General features: G+C 68.7%; 25 protein-coding genes. 5 read left to right on the top strand and 20 right to left on the bottom strand.

Translation table 11 applies throughout. From position 1 onward, the window contains the following. The first annotated feature begins 41 nt into the window (after window positions 1-41). The 3 genes from ACSQ2B_RS05070 to rsmA are packed head-to-tail and all read left to right on the top strand — an operon-like array spanning window position 42 to window position 3,261. Window positions 42-1,424, top strand: coding sequence for a peptidylprolyl isomerase (locus ACSQ2B_RS05070; RefSeq protein ID WP_436047911.1), 1,383 nt, complete (start codon window positions 42-44; stop codon window positions 1,422-1,424). Next, entirely contained in the window at window positions 1,421-2,431 is a 1,011-nt protein-coding gene (gene pdxA / locus ACSQ2B_RS05075) for a 4-hydroxythreonine-4-phosphate dehydrogenase PdxA (RefSeq protein WP_436047913.1), read from the top strand. The genes ACSQ2B_RS05070 and pdxA overlap by 4 nt, the downstream gene beginning before the upstream one ends. Then, window positions 2,428-3,261: a 16S rRNA (adenine(1518)-N(6)/adenine(1519)-N(6))-dimethyltransferase RsmA gene (gene rsmA / locus ACSQ2B_RS05080; RefSeq protein ID WP_436047914.1), complete on the top strand. Its 834-nt coding sequence runs from the start codon at window positions 2,428-2,430 to the stop codon at window positions 3,259-3,261. The genes pdxA and rsmA overlap by 4 nt, the downstream gene beginning before the upstream one ends. 8 nt (window positions 3,262-3,269) lie before the next feature. Here rsmA and ACSQ2B_RS05085 read toward each other — a convergent pair whose 3' ends face one another. Continuing rightward, window positions 3,270-3,584 carry a hypothetical protein gene (locus ACSQ2B_RS05085; protein WP_436047916.1) on the bottom strand — a complete coding sequence of 105 codons (315 nt, stop codon included), beginning with the start codon at window positions 3,582-3,584 and terminating at the stop codon, window positions 3,270-3,272. A 138-nt stretch (window positions 3,585-3,722) separates the two neighbouring features. Next, window positions 3,723-4,040 (bottom strand): polyhydroxyalkanoic acid system family protein, encoded by a 318-nt coding sequence (locus tag ACSQ2B_RS05090; protein WP_436047917.1) that lies wholly within the window; start codon window positions 4,038-4,040, stop codon window positions 3,723-3,725. Between the two features lie 53 nt (window positions 4,041-4,093). On the opposite strand from ACSQ2B_RS05090, the gene ACSQ2B_RS05095 reads away from it, so the two are divergent. Further along, window positions 4,094-4,507 (top strand): hypothetical protein, encoded by a 414-nt coding sequence (locus ACSQ2B_RS05095; protein ID WP_436047918.1) that lies wholly within the window; start codon window positions 4,094-4,096, stop codon window positions 4,505-4,507. On the opposite strand, the gene ACSQ2B_RS05100 is transcribed toward ACSQ2B_RS05095, so the two are convergent. Next, window positions 4,504-5,121 carry a BON domain-containing protein gene (locus ACSQ2B_RS05100; protein ID WP_436047920.1) on the bottom strand — a complete coding sequence of 206 codons (618 nt, stop codon included), beginning with the start codon at window positions 5,119-5,121 and terminating at the stop codon, window positions 4,504-4,506. The two genes, ACSQ2B_RS05095 and ACSQ2B_RS05100, sit on opposite strands and share 4 nt — an antisense overlap. Before the next feature lie 213 nt (window positions 5,122-5,334). On the opposite strand from ACSQ2B_RS05100, the gene ACSQ2B_RS05105 reads away from it, so the two are divergent. Further along, entirely contained in the window at window positions 5,335-6,354 is a 1,020-nt protein-coding gene (locus tag ACSQ2B_RS05105) for a lysylphosphatidylglycerol synthase domain-containing protein (RefSeq protein ID WP_436047922.1), read from the top strand. Window positions 6,355-6,368: 14 nt separating this feature from the next. On the opposite strand, the gene ACSQ2B_RS05110 is transcribed toward ACSQ2B_RS05105, so the two are convergent. The 17 genes from ACSQ2B_RS05110 to nuoG form a co-directional block, all read right to left on the bottom strand. Further along, window positions 6,369-7,058: an ABC transporter ATP-binding protein gene (locus ACSQ2B_RS05110; protein ID WP_436047924.1), complete on the bottom strand. Its 690-nt coding sequence runs from the start codon at window positions 7,056-7,058 to the stop codon at window positions 6,369-6,371. Continuing rightward, on the bottom strand, window positions 7,051-8,286 hold the full coding sequence (locus ACSQ2B_RS05115; protein ID WP_436049588.1) for a lipoprotein-releasing ABC transporter permease subunit: 1,236 nt from the start codon (window positions 8,284-8,286) through the stop codon (window positions 7,051-7,053). Before ACSQ2B_RS05115 ends, ACSQ2B_RS05110 begins: the two co-directional genes overlap by 8 nt. A 71-nt stretch (window positions 8,287-8,357) precedes the next feature. Beyond that, window positions 8,358-9,677, bottom strand: a complete 1,320-nt coding sequence (proS, locus tag ACSQ2B_RS05120) for a proline--tRNA ligase (RefSeq protein WP_436047926.1) — start codon at window positions 9,675-9,677, stop codon at window positions 8,358-8,360. Between the two features lie 77 nt (window positions 9,678-9,754). After that, window positions 9,755-10,012, bottom strand: coding sequence for a DUF1467 family protein (locus ACSQ2B_RS05125; RefSeq protein WP_436047927.1), 258 nt, complete (start codon window positions 10,010-10,012; stop codon window positions 9,755-9,757). Beyond that, window positions 10,012-10,434, bottom strand: a complete 423-nt coding sequence (gene mce / locus ACSQ2B_RS05130) for a methylmalonyl-CoA epimerase (protein ID WP_436047928.1) — start codon at window positions 10,432-10,434, stop codon at window positions 10,012-10,014. The genes ACSQ2B_RS05125 and mce overlap by 1 nt, the downstream gene beginning before the upstream one ends. Window positions 10,435-10,651: 217 nt before the next feature. Continuing rightward, complete coding sequence (locus ACSQ2B_RS05135) at window positions 10,652-12,328, bottom strand: ribonuclease J (RefSeq protein WP_436047930.1); 1,677 nt, start codon at window positions 12,326-12,328, stop codon at window positions 10,652-10,654. A 5-nt stretch (window positions 12,329-12,333) separates the two neighbouring features. Continuing rightward, entirely contained in the window at window positions 12,334-13,107 is a 774-nt protein-coding gene (locus tag ACSQ2B_RS05140; RefSeq protein ID WP_436047931.1) for a type III pantothenate kinase, read from the bottom strand. A 5-nt stretch (window positions 13,108-13,112) separates the two neighbouring features. Continuing rightward, the gene (locus tag ACSQ2B_RS05145) at window positions 13,113-13,898 is read right to left on the bottom strand and encodes a biotin--[acetyl-CoA-carboxylase] ligase (RefSeq protein ID WP_436049590.1); all 786 of its coding nucleotides are present in this window, start codon (window positions 13,896-13,898) and stop codon (window positions 13,113-13,115) included. After that, window positions 13,855-15,285 carry an NADH-quinone oxidoreductase subunit NuoN gene (gene nuoN / locus ACSQ2B_RS05150; RefSeq protein WP_436047933.1) on the bottom strand — a complete coding sequence of 477 codons (1,431 nt, stop codon included), beginning with the start codon at window positions 15,283-15,285 and terminating at the stop codon, window positions 13,855-13,857. The genes ACSQ2B_RS05145 and nuoN overlap by 44 nt, the downstream gene beginning before the upstream one ends. A 16-nt stretch (window positions 15,286-15,301) precedes the next feature. Next, complete coding sequence (locus ACSQ2B_RS05155) at window positions 15,302-16,786, bottom strand: NADH-quinone oxidoreductase subunit M (protein WP_436047935.1); 1,485 nt, start codon at window positions 16,784-16,786, stop codon at window positions 15,302-15,304. 14 nt (window positions 16,787-16,800) lie between these two features. After that, complete coding sequence (nuoL, locus tag ACSQ2B_RS05160) at window positions 16,801-18,918, bottom strand: NADH-quinone oxidoreductase subunit L (protein WP_436047936.1); 2,118 nt, start codon at window positions 18,916-18,918, stop codon at window positions 16,801-16,803. Between the two features lie 10 nt (window positions 18,919-18,928). Then, the gene (gene nuoK / locus ACSQ2B_RS05165) at window positions 18,929-19,237 is read right to left on the bottom strand and encodes an NADH-quinone oxidoreductase subunit NuoK (protein ID WP_436047937.1); all 309 of its coding nucleotides are present in this window, start codon (window positions 19,235-19,237) and stop codon (window positions 18,929-18,931) included. Then, entirely contained in the window at window positions 19,234-19,854 is a 621-nt protein-coding gene (locus ACSQ2B_RS05170; protein WP_436047938.1) for an NADH-quinone oxidoreductase subunit J, read from the bottom strand. Before ACSQ2B_RS05170 ends, nuoK begins: the two co-directional genes overlap by 4 nt. Window positions 19,855-19,984: 130 nt before the next feature. Further along, window positions 19,985-20,476 (bottom strand): NADH-quinone oxidoreductase subunit NuoI, encoded by a 492-nt coding sequence (gene nuoI, locus ACSQ2B_RS05175; RefSeq protein WP_436047940.1) that lies wholly within the window; start codon window positions 20,474-20,476, stop codon window positions 19,985-19,987. A 1-nt stretch (window position 20,477) separates the two neighbouring features. Continuing rightward, window positions 20,478-20,675, bottom strand: a complete 198-nt coding sequence (locus ACSQ2B_RS05180; RefSeq protein WP_436047942.1) for a hypothetical protein — start codon at window positions 20,673-20,675, stop codon at window positions 20,478-20,480. Continuing rightward, window positions 20,675-21,760, bottom strand: a complete 1,086-nt coding sequence (gene nuoH / locus ACSQ2B_RS05185; RefSeq protein WP_436047944.1) for an NADH-quinone oxidoreductase subunit NuoH — start codon at window positions 21,758-21,760, stop codon at window positions 20,675-20,677. Before nuoH ends, ACSQ2B_RS05180 begins: the two co-directional genes overlap by 1 nt. Before the next feature lie 3 nt (window positions 21,761-21,763). Continuing rightward, a complete protein-coding gene (gene nuoG / locus ACSQ2B_RS05190; protein WP_436047945.1) occupies window positions 21,764-23,806 on the bottom strand; it encodes an NADH-quinone oxidoreductase subunit NuoG in 2,043 nt (680 codons plus the stop codon). Window positions 23,807-23,809: the final 3 nt, after the last annotated feature.

Genomic DNA, 23,809 nt, shown 5'->3' on the forward strand with positions numbered 1-23,809 from the left:
AATGCGGGCCGGTGCGGCCGCTCGAAGGAATGATCCTATCCATGATGCACGCCGGTGACGTCCCGGGCCAGTTGGCGCGCGGCGCGACTCTGCTCGCGCTTCTTGTGTCTGCAGCCCTGCCCCTCGACGTGCAAGCCGCCCCAGCCCGCGCCGCCAAGGCCGGTCCGGCCGCAGCCGCGCCCGCGGCTCCGGCTTCCGCCGCGCCGTCCGCGTCGACCGCGCCGCGCCCGCTTTCGGAATCCGTCGCCGCGATCGTCAATGACGAGATCATCTCGACCTATGACCTGGCGCAGCGGATGCGCCTGCTGATCGCCACCTCCGGCATCCAGCCGTCCCAGGAAACCCTGCCGCAATTCCAGCGCCAGGCGCTGGTCTCGCTGGTCGACGAGCACCTGCAGCTGCACGAGCTGAAGCGCGTCGAGAAGCAGCAGAAGATGTCCATTATCGCCACCGATGACGAGGTCCGCGAAGAGATCTCCAGCATGGCGAGCGAGAACAACATGTCGGTCGACCAGTTCCTGGGCGTGCTGAAGGCCCAGGGCATCGGCTCCGAAACCCTCTATCAGCAGGTCCGCGCCTCGATGAGCTGGCAGCGGTGGATCCAGGGCCGTTACGGCAGCCGCCTGCGGGTCGGCGAGGACCAGATCAAGGCGACCCAAGCCCATCTCGAGTCCGTCGCCTCCAAGCCGCAGTACCAGGTCAGCGAAGTGCTGATCGACGCCAACCGCGCAGGCGGCATGCCGCAGGCGCTGCAGGGCGCCCAGCAGCTGGTCAGCCAGATCCAGCAGGGCGCGCCCTTCCCCGCCGTCGCCCGGCAGTTTTCGGCCGCCCCCACCGCGGCCTCGGGCGGAGACGCCGGCTGGGTCAGCCCCGGCGAAATGCCGCCGGAAGTCGACGCCGCCCTCGATCAGCTGCGCCCCGGCCAGCTGTCGGCCCCGATCCCGGTGAAGGACGGAGTCTACATCGTCTACCTGCGCAACAAGCGCGCCGGCGCCGGCGCGACCCTGGTGAACCTGAAGCAGGCGGCCGTGTCGCTGCCGGAGACCGCCTCGAGCGCCGACGTCGCGGCGGCGCGCGCCACCCTGATGGGCGTCCGCGCGGCGACCAAGGGCTGCGACGACCTCGAAAGCGTCGCGGCCAAGTCGCCGGGCGTTGTCGCCGGCGACCTGGGCGAGGCGGAGATCGCCGACCTCGCGCCGGAATTCCGCGACGCGGCCCAGTCTCTCGCGCCGGGTCAGGTCTCCGAGCCGATCCGCACCAAGGTGGGCCTCCACCTGGTGGCGGTCTGCGGCAAGCACGCCTCCGGCGCCGCCCAGCTCTCCCATGACCAGATCGAGAACCGGCTGTTCGGCCAGCAACTCTCGATGGTCGCGCGGCGCTACATGCGCGACCTGCGCAATTCCGCCACCATCGAGACGCGGTGAAATCCCGGCCGCTCGCGCTGACGCTGGGGGATCCGGCCGGCGTCGGTCCGGAGATCACGATCAAGGCCTGGCAGGCGCTGCGCAACGAGCCGCTGAGCTTCCTGGTGGTCGGCGACTTCCAGGCGCTCGCCTCGGCCTCGGCCGCAGGCGCCTCGATCCTCCGGCGGATCACCTCGCCTCAGGAGGCCCCGCGGATCTTCCGCGACGCGTTGCCGGTGCTCGACATTCCGCTGCGCACGCCGGTGATCGCCGGCCAGCCGTCGGCCTCCGCCGCGCCCTCGGTGATCCAGTGGATCGAGACCGCGGTCGGGCTGGCGCTGCGCGGCGACGTCTCCGGCGTAGTGACCGCGCCGATCGCCAAGGCGCCGCTCTACGAGGCCGGTTTCAAGTTCCCGGGCCATACGGAGTTCCTCGGCGACCTCACCTCCGCCGCCAGCTACGACGGCGCCCGCGGGCCGATCATGATGCTCACGGCCCAGGACTTGCGCGTCACCCTGGTGACCGTCCATACGCCGCTGGCGCGCGTGCCGTCGCTGCTCAGCATCGAGGCCATCGTCAACGCCGGCCTGGTGACTGACCAGGCGCTGCGCCGGGACTTCGGCGTCGCCGCGCCCCGGGTGGCCGTGGCGGGTCTCAATCCCCATGCGGGCGAATCGGGCGGCATCGGCCGTGAGGAGATCGAGCTGGTGGAGCCTGCCGTGCGCGCACTGCGCGACCTGGGCGTCGACGCCACGGGCCCTTATCCGGCCGACAGCCTGTTCCCGGCGGAGATGCGCAGCCGCTACGACGCTGCGGTCTGCCTCTATCACGACCAGGCCCTGATCCCGGTGAAGATGCTGGACTTCTGGGGTGGGGTGAACGTGACCCTCGGCCTGCCGATCGTGCGCACCTCCCCCGATCACGGCACCGCCTTCGACATCGCCGGCCGCGGCCTGGCGCGCGCCGACAGCCTGCTGGCGGCCATCCGCCTCGCCGAGCAGATCGTCAAGCACAGGCGCGCGGCATGAGCGAAGCCCTCGCCGGCCTGCCGCCGCTGCGCGACAGCCTCGCCGCCCACGGCCTGCTGGCCAAGAAGTCCTTCGGCCAGCACTTCCTGCTGGACCTCAACATCACCCGTAAGATCGCCCGGCTCGCCGCGGTCGGCGCCGACGACCACGTGATCGAGGTCGGCCCCGGTCCGGGCGGCCTCACGCGCGCCCTGCTCGAGACCGGCGCCCGGGTGACCACCATCGAGAAGGACGAGCGCTTTCGGCCGCTGCTCGAGGAGCTGGCCACGCTCTGTCCGGCGCTTAGCCTGGTGTTCGGCGACGCCCTGCAGGTCGACGAAGCCGCCCTGGCCCAGGGCGCGCCGGCGCACGTCGTGTCCAACCTGCCCTACAACGTCGGCACGCCGCTGTTGATCAACTGGCTGACCGGTCCCTGGACCCCGGCCTCGTTGACCCTGATGTTCCAGAGGGAGGTGGCCGACCGGATCGTCGCCACCGTCGGCGACGAGGCCTACGGCCGGCTGGCGGTCGTCGTTCAGGCGACCTGCCAGGCCCAGCGGGTGATGGACGTCCCCGCCCGCGCCTTCACCCCGCCGCCGAAGGTGGAATCCGCCGTCGTACGGCTGGTCCCACGGCCGGACCGGCCCGAGCCTGACCTGCTGAAGGCGCTCGAACGGGTCACAGCCGCCGCCTTCGGCCAGCGTCGCAAGATGCTGCGCTCCAGTCTCAAGGTGCTGGGCGGCGAAGCCTTCGTCGTCGCCGCCGGCCTGGACCCACAGGTGCGGGCCGAGACGGTCGATCTCGCCGGCTTCCTGCGGCTGGCTGAGGTCCTGCGACGGCCTGCGGCCTAACCCTCCGGTCAGAGACCTGGGGCGACGACGACGCGATCGTCGGCCTCCCCGCGACGCTGCCGCGCCCGGGCCGGCTTCAGCAGCGCCTGGGCTTCATCTGTCAGCGCCCAGCGGCTGAGACAGCGGGCCCCCGCCTTCGGGCGACCTTCCCAGCCGATGAAATCAAGCCAGCCGCGCTCGCCCAGAGCAAAGCAACGACGCTCGCGGGCGTAACCGCCCTCGATCCGGGCGCCGCCGTCATAGAGCACATTGACCAGGCGGCCGTCGGGCAGCGCCTGCATCAACAGTTCCCTGTTGGGAGGCGAAAGGCGGTCGAGGTCCACGGCGACGCACTCCAGGTTGCCTAGCCAGCTAACCGCCTAGTTCGCCGGTCATGCAACTGCGCGCCGCCCAAGCCTGTGGAAATATCGCGCTGCGCTGGGGATGGGTCGTGTATTGTCTCGAATCGAGGCAGCCGCGGGCTACTTCTTCTCGAGCAGGACCTGGCCTTCGGTCTTCAGGCGCCGCTTCATCTTATTGGCCATCATCGCCAGCAGGTTCGGCAGCAGCACCTCCAGCCGGATGGCCGCATCGTCCACGTCGATCGTGCCGCTGATCTTCTGGCCGAGGGCGGCGAAGCCGAAGTCCAGCCGGTCGCCGGTCCAGGTCTTCGACAGAGCCCCAGCCACCGCGCCCATGTGCTGCGAAAAGCTGGCGAAGCCCTCGTCGATCCGCTTGCGCGCCTCGGCGCGGCCGAGTTCGTGCGGGATGGTCAGGGTGATGGCCTTCGTCATGGACATAGAACGGCTCAACCGGGCTTGGGGGTTCCGAACCGGCAAGGTAACACGGCGCGATGCACGAGGACCCCACTCTCTTCGGATCCGGCCGCTATCCCGACGCCGGGCCGCTCGCCGTCCTGGCCCGTCTGTGCTGCGTGATCGCTGTCATCGCGGTCGTGGTCGCCGTCTTCCTGCCGCCGGAGATGGTGCCGCAGTTCACCCGCTCCAACTACCTGGAGCATTTCGCGGCCTTTTACGTCTTGATGCTCTCGGCCCTGGCCGCCATGCAGCGCGCCCGACTGCGCCGCGTGGCGACCGGCCTGGTGATCTTCGCCACCCTGCTGGAAGCCAGCCATCTTCCGGCAGGCGCGCCCTTCGTACCCCTGATGCGCAACTGGGTCGCAGACCTGGGCGGCGTGAGCGCGGCGGTCGTCCCGATCGTCATCGAACGCTTCCGCCGCCGCTTTCCCAGGCCCGCAGCGTCCTAGCCGAACCAGCGCCGACCGGAGTCGCGAACCCGCAGGTTGTTCTGCACGTGGCGGACATCGTCCAGGTCGGCGATATCCTCGATCCGGCGCTTGTCCTCCTTGCGCCGAACGGTGCCGTTGAGGGTCACTTCGGCGTCATCGACCAGCACCTCGACGTCGCGCAGGTCGAGGTTGTGCGCGTCCTCCAGGCGCTCGACAATGATCGCCCAGAGCACCCGGTCCGACGGGCCGCGCCGACGGCGCACCGCCGGGCTGGCGTCGTGGCCGCTGAAGAAGGCGCCGGCGCGCTCGGTCCAGGATCGGCCGCGCTCGCCAACGTCCGGGCCGCGGCGGTAGTCGCCCTCGTCCATCCGCCGGCCGTAGGCCCGATCCGGCTCCGTCGGCGCGGGGCGACCAGGATCTTTGTCGGAGAACCGCCGATAGGCGCGGCCGCGCTCCGCGTCGAAGGCGTAGTCGGTGGAGTAGTCGGCCTGGCCGTAGTCGTCGTCGCGAACGGTCTCGTCGGCGGTGCGATACCCGGTCCGCCGTTCCGGGTCATAGGCGTAGTCGCGCGAGTAGTCGGCCTGGCCGAAATCCCTGCGTCCGCGCTCATCGCGCATCCAATCCCGAGGCATGGTGCTTCTCCTTGCGTAACGGCTCAGGGCGAAAAACCTGCGCCGTGACTTTCGGTTCCGAATCGTCTGCCCGCGGGCGGCGCATGTCTGCGGCGTTTGACCGGGCTCCGGCGGAGACAATTCTGCTAGAGGCCAGTCGGCGCGCCGTCAGGAACCTGCCGCAAACAACGGGCAGACCGTGACCGAGGCTGCGACTCGGGAGAGACCCTCGTTGTGCTCAATTCCCACGACCCCTCACGCCATGGCTCCGGTCCGCCGGAGCCGCTGACCGACGAACTTGCCGAAGCGATTCCGGAAGGCGGGGCAGGCCTCGCCGCGCTCGCCCGCCGCTGGGCGCTGCGGCTGGCGTCGGTCGTCCTGCTTACCATGGCGGCCGTCGTCCTTTGGCGGGAGTTCCACCAGCTCAGCCTGGCGGCTGTCGTCCAGTCGATGAACGCCTGGGGCCACGGCCGCATCCTGCTGGCGATCGCGCTGTCAGCCTTCAGCTTCTTCCTGATGGGCGTGGTCGAGTGGCTGGGCGTGCGCTGGTCCGGCGCCAGCATGCCCTGGGGGCCGGTGTTGGCGGGATCCTTCGTGGCCAACGCCATCGCCCATTCGGTCGGCGCCAACCTGCTGGTGTCCGGCGCCCTGCGCGCCAGGCTCTATGACCGCTACGGGGTGACCCTGGCCCAGGTCGCGGCCACCACCCTGTTCAGCGGCATGTCGTTCGCGGTAGGCGTCGCCGCCCTGGGCGGCGCCGGCCTGGCGCTTTCGCCGGCGCGCCAGATCGCCGCGACCGCCATCCCGCTGGAGGTCGCCCGCTCCCTGGGCTGGGCGCTGATGGTCGCGGTCGCGGCCTATGTGATCCTGTGCGGGGTCCGCAAGGCGCCGTTGCGCGCCTACGGCCGCAGCCTCACCCTGCCCTCCGCCGGCGACGCCATGGCCCAGCTCGTCATCGGGATCGTCGACAATGGCGTGGCCGCGGCGATCATCTGGCTGCTGATGACGTCCGAGGCTGTCCACTACCAGACCTTCGTCGGCGCCTATGCGGTGTCGGCGGTGGCGGGGCTGGTCTCGACCGTGCCCGGCGGCGCAGGGGTCTTCGAGGGCTCGATCTCCGCCCTGCTGCCGAACGCCAGCCCGGCGCCGCTGGCCGCCGCCTTCCTGGGCTACCGGCTGGTCTATTATCTGCTGCCGCTGCTCGTCGCCTGCCTGGCGCTGGCGGGCGACACCATTCGTCGTCGCGGACGCTGAGCCTTCGAGCCCCCTCAGCCCTTGGGCTGTTCCTCAAGACGCCCGTCCTTCAGCGCGAACACCCGGTCCATGTGGCGGGCGAGCTCGAGGTTGTGGGTGGCGATCAGCCCCGCCACGCCCTGGCTCCGCACCAGCTTGTAGAGGGCGTCGAACACCGTCCCCGAGGTCGCCGGGTCCAGGTTGCCGGTGGGTTCGTCCGCCAGCAGCAGCTTGGGCGCATTGGCCATGGCCCGGGCGATGGCCACCCGCTGCTGCTCGCCGCCGGACATCTGGGCCGGCTGGTGTTCGGTGCGGGCGGCTAGGCCCAGCTCGTCCAGAAGCCCCTTCGCCCGCTCCCGCGCGGCGCGGCGGGACAGGCCGGCGATCATCTGCGGCAGGGCCACGTTGTCGAGTGCCGAGAACTCCGGCAGCAGGTGGTGGAACTGGTAGACGAAGCCGACATTGGCCAGCCGGACCCGCGTTCGCGCCCGCTCGCCAAGATCCGAACAGTCGCGGCCGAGCACGGAAATCCGGCCGGCCTCAGGATGTTCCAGCAGGCCTGCGGCGTGCAGCAGCGACGACTTGCCCGAGCCCGAAGGCCCTATCAGGCCGACGATCTCGCCCGGGCGGACGTCCAGGTCCACGCCGCGCAGCACGGTCAGGGGACCGGCGCCGGTGTTGTAGCGGCGCTCCAGGCCACGAATGGAGAGAACCGGCTCACTCATAGCGAAGCGCCTCCACCGGATCGAGGCGCGAGGCCCGCCACGCCGGCGGCAGGGTGGCGACGAAGGACATGGCCAGGGCCCAGAAGGTGATCAGTCCGACCTCCGCCCAGTCGACCCGGGCCGGCAGGCGCGAGAGGAAATAGACGTCGGAGGAGAAGACCGCCTGCCCGGTCGCCCATTCCACGAAGGACTGGATCGGGTCGATGTAGACCGACACCAGCACGCCGAGCGCGAGGCCCGCGGCGGTGCCCAGCACCCCCACCATGGCGCCCGACATGAAGAAGATCCGCAGGATCGAGCCCCCGCTCGCGCCCATGGTGCGCAGGATGGCGATGTCGCGGCCCTTGTTCTTCACCAGCATGACCAGGCCGGAGATGATGTTCATCGCCGCGATCGCGACCAGCAGCATCAGGATCAGGCGCATGACGTTGCGCTCGACCTTCAGCGCGCCCCAGAAGGAGCTGTCGCGCTGGGTCCAGTCGGTGACCATGGCGCCGGGCCCCGCCGCCCGTGCGACGCCCGCCTTCATCGCGCCGACCTTGTCCGGATCCTTGATCTTGATCTCGATGGCGTCGACGCTGCTGTCGCGGCCGAAGAACAGCTGGGCCTGGGCCAGCGGCATGTAGATGTAGGCCTGATCGTACTGGCTCATGCCGACGGTGAAGGTCGCCCCCACCGTATAGGTCTTCTGCAGCGGCGTGCCGCCGAAGGCGGTGGCCCCGCCCGCCGGCGAGATCAGGGTCAGGGGATCGCCCGGCTGCACGCCCAGCGACTGGGCCAGCCGCTCGCCGACGACGATCGTCTCGCCGCCGTAGTCGCCGGCGCCGAAGTCCTTCAGCGTCCCCTTGGTCAGGTTGCCGGAGACCAGCCGCGTGGCGGCCAGGTCCTGGGGCCGGATCCCCCGCACGATCGCACCGGAGATCTGGGCCGGGCCCATGGCGATCGCCTGGGCCTCGATGATCGGCGCGGCCTGGATCACGCCCGGAACCTTGGCGATCTTGGCCGTGATCTGGTCGCGGTCGGGCCGGTCCAGCACCGCGCCGCTGACGAACAGGTGGCCGTTGAAACCGAGGATGCGGCTGAGCAGCTCGGTCCGGAAGCCGTTCATCACCGACATGACGATGATCAGCACCGCCACGGCTAGCATGATGCCGATGAAGGAGATGGCCGAGATCAGGGCCACCCCGCCCTGACTGCGCTTGGCGCGCAGATACCGGCCGGCCAGCATCCGCTCCCAGTAGCCAAAGGGCGGCGCGCGGCCGCCGAACGAACCCGAGGCTGGCGCCGCCGTGGGCTCGCTCACCCGCAGATCACCTTCAGCGCGGCGTCCAGCGGCAGGCTCTGGCGCTCGCCCGTCGCCCGGCGCTTGATCTCGACCACGCCGTCAGCGACGCCCTTCGGCCCGACGATCAGCTGCCAGGGCACGCCGACCAGGTCGAGCGAGGCGAACTTCGCGCCCGGCCGGTCGTCGCGATCGTCCAGCAGCGGCTCCTTGCCGGCGGCGAGCAGCGCCTGGTAGGCCTGCTCGGCCACGGCGTCGACCGCCGCGTCGCCGACCCGCAGGTTGACCACGGCCGCGCCGAACGGGGCCACGCTGTCGGGCCAGATGATGCCGGCGCCGTCATGGCTGGCCTCGATGATGGCGGCGACCAGGCGCGAGACGCCGACGCCGTAGGAGCCCATCTGCACCGGCCGCTCGACCCCGTCCGGACCGGCGACCACGGCCTTCATCGGCTTGGAATACTTCTCGCCGAAATAGAAGATGTGGCCGACCTCGATGCCGCGCGCCGACATCCGCTTGTCCTCGGGCGCCTCGGCCTCGAAGCGGGCCTGGTCGTGCATCTCGTCGCTCGCCGCATAGAGGCGGGTGCGCTGCTCGACCAGCGGCTGCAGGTCGCCGTCCCAGTCGATGTCCGGTCCCGGCGCGCCCATCTCGACGAGGTCGCGGTGGGCGAAGACCTCGCTCTCGCCGGTCTCGGCCAGGATGATGAATTCGTGGCTCAGGTCGCCGCCGATCGGGCCGGTGTCGGCCCGCACCGGAATCGCCTGCAGGCCCAGCCGCGCATAGACGTTGAGATAGGCCAGGAACATGCGGTTGTAGGACCGCCGGGCCGCCGCCTCGTCGACGTCGAAGGAATAGGCGTCCTTCATCAGGAACTCGCGGCCGCGCATCACGCCGAAGCGGGGACGCCGCTCGTCGCGGAACTTCCACTGGATGTTGTAGAGGTTCTTCGGCAGGTCGCGGTACGACTTCACGTAGCTGCGGAAGATGTCGGTGATCACCTCTTCGGCGGTCGGCCCGTACAGCAGATCGCGATCGTGGCGATCCTTGATGCGCAGCATCTCCTCGCCGTAGTCGTCGTAGCGGCCGCTCTCGCGCCACAGGTCGGCGAGCTGCAGGGTGGGCATCAGCACCTCGACGGCGCCGGCGCGGTCCATCTCCTCGCGGACGATCTGCTCGATCTTGCGCAGCACCTTCAGGCCCAGCGGCAGCCAGGCGTAGATGCCGGCGGCTTCTTGCCGGATCATCCCGGCGCGGAGCATCAGCTGGTGCGAGACGATCTGGGCGTCGGACGGCGCCTCGCGCAGGGTCGGCATGAAGTAACGCGAAAGGCGCATGGTGGTCGGGCGTCCCTGGCTGCAGCGAAGAGCCGGTCAGATAGCCTCGGCGTGCCCGCCTTGGCAACGCGCGAGCGTCAGGTGCGCCAGGGAATGCGGCTGAGGTCGACCAGGTGGAAGTGGATCACGGCCACCAGCACGAGCATGATGAGCGCCGAGACCCAGGTGGTGGTGATGAACTTGCGCTTCAGGTTCGGGTTGACCGGCGCGCCGGGGTCCCCGCCCTGCGGATCGATCCCGGATTCGGCGTAGCTCTTCACGCCGAGCGGCAGGACGGCGAACAGGATCGTCCACCAGATGGTCAGGTAGATGGCGATGCCTGTGGCGATGCCCATCAGTGCGCGCCCTTCGTGGTCTCCATCAGCTCGACCAGGACGCCGCCCATGTTCTTCGGGTGGACGAAGATCACGGGAACGCCATGGGCGCCGATGCGCGGCTTGCCGTCGTTCAGCACCGTGGCGCCCTTGGCCACCATGTCGTCGCGGGCGACGATGATGTCCTCGACTTCGAAGCAGACGTGGTGCTGGCCGCCCTTGGGGTTCTTTTCCAGGAAGGCGCGGACCGGCGACTTGTCGCCATAGGGCTCGAGGAGCTCGATCTGGCTGTTCGGCAGGTTGACGAAACAGACCCGCACGCCCTGCTCCTCCATGATGAAGGGTTCGGTGATGGAGGTCGCGCCCAGCATGTCGCGGTAGAGCGCGATGGCGTCTGTGATGGAGGGCGTGGCGACGCCGACGTGATTGAGCTTCCCGATCATGGCCGCCGCTATACCGCTTTGCGCGGCGAAGCGCGAGAGGGGGAAGAGGCCTACACCCCGCGCCTCCTTCGCCTGTCCCTCGGCCACCCTTCCCCACCGTCATTCCCGGCCCTGTGCCGGGAACCCATGCACACGGCGAGACGGAGACCCTCCTGCGCCTTCGACGTTCATGGATGGCCGGGACGGGGCCCGGCCATGACGGATGGGGATTGCCGCCCTAGACCCGCAGCACCGTTGTCTCGACGACCGGGCGGCGGCCCCAGATGCGCTGGCTGGCCTTCTTGACGGCGCGGGAGAGCGCCGTCTCGATCTTGTCGTCGAGGTCGCGATCATCGCCGGAGAGCCGGTTCAGCGCCTCCTCAGCGGCTTCCGAGAGATCGTCGAGCGCCTCGTCCAGCGGATAGTCCTCGTCGGTCGGCAGGCCCACCGCCTTGACCGCGGGGCCGGCGACGATGCGGCTGCGCCCGTCCAGGACCACGGAGACCGCGACCATGCCGTTCTGCGCGGCGTGGCGGCGCTCGCGCAGGGCGTCGCCGTTCTCCGGCGTCACCACGCCGGCGTCGACGTACAGCCGCCCCGCCGGCACTTCGTCGATGATCTCGGCGCGGCCGGGCGCCAGGCGCACCATGTCGCCGTTGCGCGGCGCGACCTGTTGCGGAACCTGCAGGTCGCGGGCGAAGGCCAGGTGCTCCAGCAGGTGGCGGCGCTCGCCGTGGGTCGGCACCGCGATCGTCGGCCGGGCCCAGCTGTACATCTCGGCCAGCTCGTCGCGGCAGGGGTGGCCGGAGACATGGATGCCCGGGTGGTCGCGCTCGGTGTAGAGGCGCACGCCGCGGTCAGCGAGCTTGTTCTGCAGGTTGCGGATCGGGATCTCGTTGCCCGGGATCACCCGCGAGGAGAAGACGCAGGCGTCGCCGGCGCCCAGGGCGACATGCGGATGGGTGCCCTCGGCGATGCGCGAGAGCGCCGCGCGCGGTTCGCCCTGGCTGCCGGTGCAGAGATAGAGAATGCCGTGCGCCGGGAAGTTCCGGGCGTCCTGCTCGGTGATGAAGGGCTGCAGGTCCTGCATCATGCCCACCGACTTCGCCGCCGCCGCCATGCGGTGCATGGACCGGCCGACCAGGCAGACGCGACGGCCGTTGGCCTCCGCGGCGCGGGCCGCGGAATCCATTCTCGCGACGTTCGACGCGAAGCAGGCCACAGCGACCTTGCCCTTCATCTGGCCGATCAGCGGGATCAGCGTCTTGCGCACGTCGGCTTCCGACCCCGCCGTCCCGTCGACGAAGACGTTGGTGCTGTCGCAGACCATGGCGAGGATGCCCTCGTCGCCCAGCTTGCGGATCGCATCCTGGTCGGTGACGGCGCCCAGCAGCGGATCGGGGTCGATCTTCCAGTCGCCGGTGTGCAGGATCGTGCCCAGCGGCGTCTTGATCGCCAGGCCGTTGGGCTCGGGGATGGAGTGGGTGAGCGTGATCAGCTCGATGTCGAAGGGACCGAGTTCAATGCGCCCGCCGAGCGGCACCACGTGGATCTCGACCTCGTCCAGCAGGTCGGCCTCGCGCAGCTTCTCGCGCAGGAGGAAGGCGGTGAAGGGCGTGGCGTAGACCGGAGCCTTGAGCCGGGGCCACAGCCAGGCCACCGCGCCCAGGTGATCCTCGTGGGCGTGGGTCAGCACGATCCCGAGGATGCGGTCGGCGTATTCCTCGATGTAGCTCGGGTCCGGCAGGATGATGTCGACGCCCGGCGTCAGCTGGTCGCCGAAGGTCACGCCGAGGTCGACCACGATCCAGCGCCGGTCGTGCGGTGGACCGAAGCCGTACAGGTTGAAGTTCATGCCGATCTCGTTGGACCCGCCCAGCGGCAGGAAAACGAGTTCGTCGATTTGGGACGCCATCAGCCTCACCCGGCTTTCGTATTGCGGCGCCAGATTTCCAGCATGCCGCGGATTGTCAGATCCGAGTCGAAGTGATCGATCGCAGTGGTGGCGCCGTGGAACAGCGAAGCCACCCCGCCGGTCGCGACGACCGTCAGGGGCGCGTCTCGCTCGCCCTTGATGCGCGCGATAAGCCCTTCGATGAGACCAATATAGCCCCAGAATACGCCGGACTGCATGGCGCCCACGGTGTCCGTGCCCACCACGCGCTGCGGTCTCTGGATCGCGACTCTCGGAAGTTTTGCGGCGGCGTTATGCAACGCCTCCATGGAAAGGTTGATCCCCGGCGCGATGACCCCGCCCTCGAAGGCGCCGTCCGCGGCAATCACGTCGAAGGTGGTGGCCGTGCCGCTGTCGATGACGATCAGCTCGCCGGGATAGGCGATGTGCGCCCCGATGGCGTTGACCAGCCGGTCGGCGCCGGCCTCGGACGGCTTGTCGATGCGCACCTCGATGCCCAGCTCGGCGTTCTCGCCGATCACCAGCGGTTCGACGTGCAGATAGCGGCGCGCCAGGTTGCGCAGGTTGAAGATCGACTGCGGCACCACGCTCGAAATGATGCAGCCGTTGAAGGCGCCCATCTGCAGCCCGGCCATGGCCAGCAGCTGCGACAGCCAGACGGCGTATTCGTCGGCGGTGCGCGTGCTCTCCGTCGCCGCCCGCCACTGCGCGATCCACCGCTCGCCGTCATGGACGGCGAACATGGTGTTGGTGTTGCCTTGTTCGATCGCCAGCAGCATGCCGGTCATGCTCCACCGAAGAAGACGTCGCCCGCGGTGATCCGTTCCACGGCCCCGCTCTCCAGCCGCAGCCGGAGCGCGCCGTCCGGCTCAAGGCCCTCCGCGACGCCGGTGATGGTACCATTGGGCAGCCGCGCCTCGCAGACCTGTCCGAGCCCATGGGCGCGATCGGTCCAGGCCTGGGCGATCGGCGCGAATCCCTGGGCGGCCCAAAGCGCGCGCCAGCTCTCAAACCGTGCAGCCAGGATCTCCAGCGCTTCGCGCGGCTCGGGCGCGGGCCCGGCCCGGTGCTCGGCGAAGCTGGTCGCCGGCCGGTCCACGTCGATGGGATGACGGGCGAGGTTCACGCCGACGCCGACCGCCAGCCACAGCTGCTTGTCGGCTCGGGGGCCGGACTCCACCAGGATGCCGACCGCCTTCTTGCCGTAGAGGAGGACGTCGTTGGGCCATTTCAACCGGGCCGCGCCGGGCCCCAGGCAGGTGTCGGCCAGGTCGGCGGCGGCGAGCGCCGCCAGAAAGGAGACCTGGGCGGCCTCCGCGGCGGGCGCCGCGGTGGTCATCAGGAGCGTGGCGGCGAGGTTACCCTCGTCGGACACCCAGACGCGGCCCCTGCGGCCGCGGCCGGCGGTCTGCGACCTGGCGGCGATCCAGACGGGCCCCGCCTCCCCCGCCTCGGCTCGGCGGCGCGCTTCGGCGTTCGTAGAATCGAGCTCGTGGTAATTCTCGATCGGCGGGTGGGCGGCCAAATCAGGCGAGACCGAAGGCGGCGGCGGCTGCGTGGGCCAGCGGATCAATCCAGATCAGCGCCACCATGACGACCGGGAAGGAGAAGAGCGCCAGCACCATGCCGATGGCGCGCGCCTCGACCGGCGGATGGTCGGTGACGCCCTCGCTGGCGTCGAACCACATCACCTTGATCAGGCGCAGATAGTAGAAGGCGGCGACGACCGAACCCACCAGGCCGGCGACGGCGGCGAAATCGAGCCCGGCGCCCAGGGCGGCCTTGAAGACATAGTATTTCGCCCAGAAGCCCGAGAAGGGCGGCAGGCCGAGCGCCGAGAGCGAGAAGGCGGTCATGGCCAGCGCGATGCCGGGCTGTTCCTTGATGAGGCCCGCCATGTCGTCGATCGTCTCCATCGACCGGCCCTGGCGCGAGAGCGCCGCGAGGCAGGCGAAGAAGCCGGTCACATCGACCATATAGAGGACCATGAAGACCAGCATGGCCTGGATGCCCTGGGCGTCGCCCGACGCCAGGCCCAGGAGGGCGTAGCCGATGTTGGCGATCGAGGAATAGGCCCACAGGCGCTTGAGGTTCTTCTGCGCCAGGCCCCAGAAGGCGCCGACCACGACCGAGGTCAGGGCAATGATCACCAGCACCTGCTGCCACTGCTCGGCGGCGCCGCCGAAGCCCTGCGCCAGGGCGCGGGCGAAGAGCACCATGGCGGCCATCTTGGGCGCAGCGGCGAAGAAGGCCACGACCGGGGTCGGCGCGCCCTCGTAGACGTCCGGCGTCCACATGTGGAAGGGCGCGGCGGAGACCTTGAAGGCCAGGCCGCAGATCAGGAAGACCAGGCCGAACAGCACCCCGGTGTCGGCGCCGTGCGTCACCGCGACCGCGATGTCGCTGAAGACGGTCGAGCCGGCGAAGCCGTAGATCAGGCTGGCGCCATAGAGCAGCAGGCCGGACGAGAGCGCGCCCAGCACGAAATACTTCAGCCCGGCTTCCGAGGCCTTGGCGTTGTCCCGGTGCATGGCGGCCAGCACATAGAGCGCCAGCGAGTGCAGCTCGACGCCGATGTAGAGCGAAATCAGGTCGCCGGAACCGGCCATCATGCCCATGCCGAGGGCTGCCAGCAGGATCAGGATTGGGAACTCGAAAACCCGCACGCCGCGGCGCTCGAACCAGGGCTGGCCGAGCGGAATGGCGATCGCCGAGGCGACATAGATCGCCACCTGGGCGAAGGCCGAGGCCTGGTCGGAGACCAGGCCGCCGGCGAAGGCGTGCCCGAACGGAGCGGTGGCCGCGGCGTAGGCCGCAACCAGCAGGGTGACGACAGAGGCGCCGCAGATCGCCGTCGTCGACTTCGGCGTGAAGGCGCCCACGACGAGCAGCAGCAGCGCGCCGATCGCGAGGATCAGCTGCGGAAACACCAGACTAAGGTCGGCGGAGACGTTCATCTAAAGGTCGAGCCCCTCACCCGCCGACAGCCGTCTGGTAGACCGTCACGAGATGGTCGACCGAGGTCTGGGTCAGGTTGAACACATAATTCGGATAGACGCCGAGGATCAGCGTGCCGGCGATCAGCGGCACGAAGATCGCTGTTTCCCGCCAGTCCAGGTCGGTGATGCCGGCCAGCTTCGGATTGGTCAGATCGCCGAAGACCACGCGCCGATAGAGGCTGAGCGCATAGACCGCCGACAGGATGACGCCGGTGGCGGCGATCAGCGCCGTCCAGGTGGAGGCGCCGTAGGCCCCGGCCATGGTCAGGATCTCCCCGACGAAACCGGAGGTTCCCGGCAGGCCGACGTTCCCCATGGTGAACAGCAGGAAGATCGCGGCGTACACCGGCATGCGGGTCACCAGCCCGCCGTAGAAGGCGATCTCGCGGGTGTGCATGCGGTCGTAGACCACGCCGACGCAGAGGAAGAGCGCGCCCGAGATCAGGCCGTGGCTCAGCATCTGGAAGAGCGCGCCCTGCTCGCCCTGCACGTTGCCGGAGAAAATGCCCATGGTGACGAAGCCCATGTGGGCGACGGACGAATAGGCGATCAGCTTCTTGATATCGACCTGCCGGAAGGCGACCAGCGAGGTGTAGACGATGGCGATCACCGACAGGGCGAACACCAGCGGCGTGAACAGGTGCGAGGCCTGCGGGAACATCGGCAGGCTGAAGCGCATGAAGCCGTAGCCGCCCATCTTCAGCAGGATCCCGGCCAGGAAGACCGAGCCCGCGGTGGGCGCCTCGACGTGGGCGTCGGGCAGCCAGGTGTGCACCGGCCACATTGGCATCTTCACCGCGAAGGAGGCGAAGAAGGCCAGCCACAGCCAGGTCTGGATCGCCGGATCGAAGTGATAGGTCATCAGCTCGGGGATCGAGCTGGTGCCGGAGATGTTGATCATCGCCAGGATGGCGGCCAGCATCAGCACCGAGCCCAGCAGGGTGTAGAGGAAGAACTTGAAGGCCGCGTAGACCCGCCGCTTCCCGCCCCAGATGCCGATGATCAGGAACATCGGCACCAGGCCGAATTCGAAGAAGATGTAGAAGAGCACCAGGTCGAGCGCGCAGAAGACGCCGATGACCAGGGTCTCCAGGACCAGGAAGGCGATCAGGTACTCCAGCACCCGGGTCTCGATCGAGCGCCACGAGGCCGCGATGCAGATCGGCATCAGGAAGGCGGTCAGCAGCACGAACAGCACCGAGATGCCGTCGACGCCCATCCGGTAATGCAGGCTGGCGAACCAGGCGTGGTCCTCGACGAACTGGAAGGCTGCGGTGTTCGGGTCGAACTGGACGACCAGCAGCACCGAGAGCGCCAGGGTCGCCAGCGTGGTGATCAGGGCGATCCACTTGGCCGCGGCGACCGCCTTGGCGTCGTCCGGACGGCCGGTGAACCGCAGCGCCAGGATGGCCGCGACGCCGACGAGCGGCGCGTAGGTGATGAGGGAGAGTATCGGCATCGGTCAGTCTCCCCTCAGCGGGCCCAGGCCCAGAGGGCGTAGGTCAGAAGACCCGCCACCCCCAGGAGCATCACGAAGGCGTAGTGGTAGAGGTAGCCGGTCTGCAGCCGGCTGCCGTTGCGGCCGATCGCGTAGGACACCGCCGAGACGCCGTCCGGGCCCAGCCCGTCGATGATCTTCTGGTCGCCGCCCTTCCAGAACAGATCCCCCAGCAGCTGCGCCCCGCGGACGAAGGTCGCCTGGTAGATCTCGTCGAAGAACCACTTGTTGTAGAAGAAGACGTAGAGCGGGCCGCGGCGCGCGGCGAGCCGTTCGCCCAGGCCTTCGCGGGCGATATAGACGTAGGCCGCGACCAGCAGGCCCAGCACCGACACCACCAGCGGCGCCCAGACCACCCACAGCGGCGCATGATGCTCGCCCAGCACATGGTTGTTGGCGGCGGTGAAGATCGCGCCCTTCCAGAACTCGTGCTGCTCGGCGCCGATGAATTTCTCGTGGAAGGCGAAGCCCGCGCCGATCGCCCCGAGCGACAGCAGGATCAGCGGCAGGCGCATGGTCCAGGGGCTCTCGTGCGGCAGCGCCGGGCCATGGTGGCCATGGTCGTGCCCGTGGGCAGCATGGTCCGCCAGCGGCTCGTCATGGGTCTCGATCTGGGCGTCGCTCGCATGGTTGTCGAGGCGGCCGTGGCCATGGGCGTCATGGTCGCGGTTGTGCCAGTGGTGCTCGAGGTCCTCGCTCGTCCAGCGGGCGTGGCCGTTGAAGGTGAAGAAGGCCACCCGCCACGAATAGAAGGCGGTCAGGCCGGCGACGAAGACGCCGATCACGAAGGCGAAATAGCCCATGGGATCGCCGGCCGCGCCGGCCGTGTAGGCGGCGTGGATGATCGAGTCCTTGGAATAGAAGCCGGCGAAGCCCAGCTCGACGCCGGGGATGCCCAGGCCGGTGATGGCGATGGTGCCGATGGTCATCACCGCGAAGGTCACCGGCAGGTATTTGGCCAAGCCCCCGTAGCGGCGCATGTCCTGCTCGTGGGCCATGGCGTGGATCACCGACCCTGCGCCCAGGAACAGCAGCGCCTTGAAGAAGGCGTGGGTGAAGAGGTGGAACATGCCGGCCTGGTAGGCGCCGACGCCCGCGGCCATGAACATGTAGCCCAGCTGCGAGCAGGTCGAATAGGCGATCACCCGCTTGATGTCGTTCTGGGTCATGCCGACCGTGGCGGCGAACAGGGCGGTGATGGCGCCGATGAAGACCACGATGTGCTTGGCGGTCGGCGCGAACTCGAACATCGGCGACAGCAGGCAGACCATGTAGACGCCCGCCGTCACCATGGTGGCGGCGTGGATCAGGGCCGAGACCGGGGTCGGGCCTTCCATGGCGTCCGGCAGCCAGGTGTGCAGGAAGAACTGCGCCGACTTGCCCATGGCGCCGACGAAAAGCAGCGCACAGGCCAGGTCGACCAGCTTCCAGTTCTGCCCGGCGAACGCCCAGGTGCGGGCGGCCCCGCTGGCGACCTGCGGGAAGATCTCGGCGAACTGGATCGAGCCGAAGGCCCAGAAGACCGTCAGGATGCCGAGCGCGAAGCCGAAGTCGCCGACGCGGTTGACGACGAAGGCCTTGATCGAGGCGGCGTTGGCGGTGGGCTTCTTGAACCAGAAGCCGATCAACAGGTAGCTCGCCAGGCCCACGCCTTCCCAGCCGAAGAACAGCTGCATGAAGTCGGCGGCGCTGATCAGCGCCAGCATGGCGAAGGTGAACAGCGACAGATAGGCGAAGAACCGCGGCTTTGAGTCGTCCTCAGCCATGTACCCCCAGGAATAGAGGTGCACGAGGCTCGAGACCGAGGTCACCACGACCAGCATCACCGCCGACAGGCCGTCCAGGCGGAACGACCAGTTGGAGACGAACTCGCCCACATGGATGAACGGCAGATAGGTCAGGGTGAAGGGCTCGAGCCCGCCCCAGGTCCATTGGGCGAAGACGGTCCAGGACAGGATCGCCGCCAGGAACAGGAAGCCGGTGGTGACCGCCATCGAGGCGGTGTTTCCGATCCGGCGACCGAACAGGCCGGCGACGAGCGCGCCGATCAGCGGCCCGAACAGGATGACGGTGACGAGGGACTTGGGATCCATGTTCGCGTCCTCAGCCCTTCATCATCGAGGCGTCGTCGACGGAGATATCGCCGCGGTTGCGGAAGAAGGTCACCAGGATGGCCAGGCCGACGGCGGCCTCGGCGGCGGCGACGGTGAGCACGAACATGGCGAAGATCTGCCCGACCACGTTGTGCAGATAGACCGAGAAGGCCACCAGGTTGATGTTCACGGCCAGCAGGATCAGCTCGATCGACATCAGGATGACGATGATGTTCTTGCGGTTCACGAAGATGCCAAAGACCCCGATGGTGAACAGGATCGCGGCGACCGCGAGATAGTGGGCGAGCCCGATGGTCATTGGTCGATTCCCTGGCCGGGCTTGAGGCTGACGACGCGCATGCCGGTCCTGGGCGAGCGCAGCACCTGGTCCGCCACGATCTGGCGCTTGACGCCTGGCTTGTGGCGCAGGGTCAGGACGATGGCGCCGATCATGGCCACCAGCAGCACCAGGCCCGCGGCTTGGAAGAAGTAGACGTAGTCGGTGTAGAGCACCCGGCCGATCGCCTCGGCGTTGGTGACCGAGGACAGGCCCGAGGCCATCGGCGTGTCGTTGAGCCGGGCCGCGCCGTTGGTGGCGACCGTGACGGAGACGAAGACCATCTCCGCGGCCAGGACGATCGCGATCAGTCCGCCGATCGGCAGGTACTGGGCGAAGCCTTGCCGCAGCGCCGTGAAATCGACGTCGAGCATCATCACGACGAACAGGAAGAGCACGGCGACCGCGCCCACGTAGACCACCACCAGCAGCATCGCCAGGAACTCCGCGCCCATCAACACGAAGAGGCCCGCCGCCGAGAAGAAGGCGAGGATCAGGAACAGCACCGAGTGCACCGGGTTGCGCGCCGAGACGACGGCCAAGCCGGCCACGACGGTGGTCACCGCCATCAGGTAAAATGCGATCGCCTGCAGGGCCATAAGGCTCTTCTCAACCCCTCGGTTTCACTCGTTCCGCCGGTCTTCCCGACGGCGTGTGGGCGCCGATCGGCCCATGTCCACAGGAACCGGCGCGACAGCTAATGGCGGCGCTTGGAATCGCGCCCGTCTCTTATCGGTAGGGCGCGTCGAGTTCCAGGTTCTTCGCGATCTCCCGCTCCCAGCGGTCGCCGTTGTCCAGCAACCGCTCCTTGTCGTAGTAGAGCTCCTCGCGGGTCTCGACGGCGAACTCCAGGTTCGGCCCTTCGACGATGGCGTCCACCGGGCAGGCCTCCTGGCACAGGCCGCAGTAGATGCACTTGACCATGTCGATGTCGTAGCGGGTCGTGCGGCGGCTGCCGTCGGCGCGCGGCTCGGCCTCGATGGTGATGGCCTGGGCCGGGCAGACCGCTTCGCAAAGCTTGCAGGCGATGCAGCGCTCTTCCCCGTTGGGATAGCGGCGAAGCGCGTGCTCGCCGCGGAAGCGCGGGCTCTGCGGATTGCGCTCGTGCGGATATTGCACGGTCATCTTCGGCTTCATCATGTACTTCATCGCCAGGCCGAAGGCCCCGGCGAAGTCCATGAGGGCCGCGCCTTTCGCGGCCTGTCCGATCCGATTGAACATCCTAGTTCCTCTCGCAGGCGTACGCGTCGATCGACTGCGCATCGCCTTCGGGTTTGAGTTTCATCGTCCTGCCCTGCGCTGCGCAGGCGGCCTGCACGTCGCGAAGCGCGTCCAGGGTGGCCACGCCCCCGTCGCGCCGCGCCGGGCCGGCGCAGGCCCCGAGCGAGACCACGATCAGGGCGAAGGCCAGGGCCCGCATCACGCCGCCGGCCCGAACACGCGCCAGGCCGAGACGGCCACCACGGCGACCAGCGAGGTCGGCAGGAAGACCTTCCAGCCCAGCCGCATCAGCTGGTCGTAGCGGTAGCGAGGCACGATCGCTTTGACCATGGCGAACAGGAAGAAGAAGAAAATGATCTTCAGGAAGAACCACATGAACCCGAAGAAGCTCACAGCCGTCGGCGCCCAGGTGGCCGTGAAGTCCGTCGGGAACGGGGCCTGCCATCCGCCGAAGAACAGGACGGCGATCATCGCGCACATCAGGACGATGTTCGAATACTCGCCGATCATGAACAGCAGGTAGGGGGTGGAGGAGTATTCGACCTGATAGCCGGCGACCAGCTCCGACTCCGCCTCGGGCAGGTCGAAGGGCGGACGGTTGGTCTCGGCCAGGGCGGAGATGAAGAACATCCCCGTCATCGGAACCATCACCAGGATCAGCGGCAGCTTGGCCAGGCCGCCGGGCCCGCCGAACACGTACCAGTTCCAGAAGCCGCCCTTCTGGCTCTCGACGATCTGCTGCAGGTTCATGGTTCCGGCCAGCAGGATCACGGTGATGATGATGAAGCCGATGGAGACCTCGTAGGACACCATCTGCGCCGCCGAGCGGAGCGACCCCAGGAAGGGATATTTCGAGTTGGACGCCCAGCCGCCCATGATGATGCCGTAGACGCCGAGCGAGGAAATGGCGAGCAGGTAGAGGATGCCGACGTTGAGGTCGGCGACCACCCAGCCCGGGGCCAGAGGCACGACCGCCCAGGCGCCGAAGGCCAGGACGAAGCTAATCAGGGGCGCCAGCAGGAAGACCGCCTTGTCGGCGCCCGCCGGAATGACGATCTCCTTCAGCACGAACTTGAGGAAGTCGGCGAAGGACTGCAGCAGGCCGAAGGGGCCCACCACGTTGGGGCCCTTGCGCATCTGCACGCCGGCCCAGATCTTCCGGTCGGCCAGCAGCAGGAAGGCCAGCGACAGCAGGATCCAGATCGTCACCGCCAGGACCTGGCCGACGGTGATGAGGGTCCAACCGCCCGGCGTGGCCCAGAAGCTAGTCACAGCAGGCTGCATCCCCTACTCCGCGGCGATCTTGGCGGCGCCCGAAACCAGGGCCGCGCATTCGGCCATCGTGACGCTGGCGCGCGCGATGGGGTTGGTCAGGTAGAAGTTCTTGATCGGGCTGGCGAAGGGCTCCTCGGAGACCTCGCCCGCCCCGCCCAGCGCGCCGAAGTCCAGCGAGACGCCGGCGGGATCGGCCACATAGTCGATCCGCCCGAAGGTCGGATGGTCGGCGAACAGCTTGGCGCGCAGCTGGTCGAGGGTGTCGTAGGGCAGCTTGGCGCCCAGCCGCTCGGAGAGCGCGCGCAGGATCGCCCAGTCCTCCTTGGCCTCGCCCTTGGGGAAGACCGCCCGGGCGCCGAGCTGAACCCGGCCCTCGGTGTTGACGTAGAGGCCGTTCTTCTCGGTGTAGGCCGCGCCCGGCAGGATGACGTCGGCGCGGTGCGCTCCGGCGTCGCCATGGGTGCCCAGGTAGACGACGAAGGCGTCGGTCTTCGAAAGGTCGGTCTCGTCCGCACCCAGCAGGAAAAGCACGTCGGCCGCGCTCTTCTGGACCAGCTCGCCGGCGGTCTTGCCGCCCTCCCCCGGAATGAAGCCGAGGTCGAGGCCGCCGACCCGGCTGGCAGCCGAGTGCAGCACGTTCCAGCGCAGGCCGAAGCTCTTGGCGACGCCCGCCGCGGCCTTCAGCACCGCCGGCCCGTCCGCGCGGGCCAGGGCGCCGGCGCCGACGATGATCGCCGGGGCCTTGGCCTCCTTGAGCGCCTTGACGAAGTCGCTGCGCTGACGCGACAGGCCGGTCAGGGTCTGGGCGCCTGCGCCCAGGTAGTCGTAGCTATAGGTGAGATCCGCCTGCTCGCCGATCACGCCGACGCGCAAGGCGCCCGCCAGCCAGCGCTTGCGCAGGCGGGCGTTCAGCACCGGGGCCTCGAGGCGCGGATTGACGCCGACCAGCAGCACCACGTCGGCCTCTTCGACCCCGGCGATGGTCGAGTTGAACAGCCAGCTCTCGCGCGGACCGGCGCCCAGGGCCATGCCGTCCTGGCGGCAGTCGGTGCTCTGCACGCCCAGGCCGCGGAACAGGTCGAGGGCGGCCTTCATCGACTCCGCGTCCTGCACGTCGCCGGCGATCACGCCGATCCGCTCAGGCTTGGCGGCCTTCAGGCGCGCCGCGACGGCGTCGAGCGCCTCGTTCCAGCTCGCCGGGCGAAGCTTGCCGTTCTCGCGGACGAAGGGACGGTCGAGCCGCTGGCGCGCCAGGCCGTCGACGACATAGCGGGTCTTGTCGCTGATCCACTCTTCGTTGACGTCGTCGTTGATGCGCGGGAGCACGCGCAGCACCGCGGGACCGCGGCTGTCGACGCGGATCGCCGAGCCCAGGGCGTCCATCACGTCGACGGTCTCGGTCTTCTTCAGCTCCCACGGGCGGTAGTTGAACGCCCAGGGTTTGTGGGTCAGGGCGCCGACCGGGCAGAGGTCGATGACGTTGGCCGAGAGCTCCGAGCTCACCGCCTTGTCGAGATAGGTGGTGATCTCGACGTCTTCGCCGCGCGAGATCAGGCCGATATCCGGCACGCCGGCGACCTCGGTGATGAAGCGCACGCAGCGGGTGCACTGGATGCACCGCGTCATCACCGTCTTGATGAGCGGGCCCATGTACTTTTCTTCGACAGCCCGCTTGTTCTCGCCATAGCGGCTGTCGTCGCGGCCATAGCCCATGGCCTGGTCCTGCAGATCGCACTCGCCGCCCTGGTCGCAGATCGGGCAGTCCAGCGGGTGGTTGATGAGCAGGAACTCCATCACCCCGTGACGCGCCTTCTTCACCATCGGCGTGTCGGTGAAGATCTCCATGTTCTCGGCGGCCGGCAGGGCGCAGGAGGCCTGCGGCTTCGGCGGGCCGGGCTTCACCTCGACCAGGCACATCCGGCAGTTGCCGGCGATGGACAGCCGCTCATGGTAGCAGAAGCGCGGGATCTCCTTCCCCGCCAGCTCCGCCACCTGAAGCACGTTCATGCCGGGCTCGAATTCGACTTCGACCCCGTCGACCTTGGCTTTAGGCATGCC

Origin of the sequence: Phenylobacterium sp. LjRoot225 (assembly GCF_964252855.1) — a bacterium.
Lineage (GTDB): Bacteria > Pseudomonadota > Alphaproteobacteria > Caulobacterales > Caulobacteraceae > Phenylobacterium.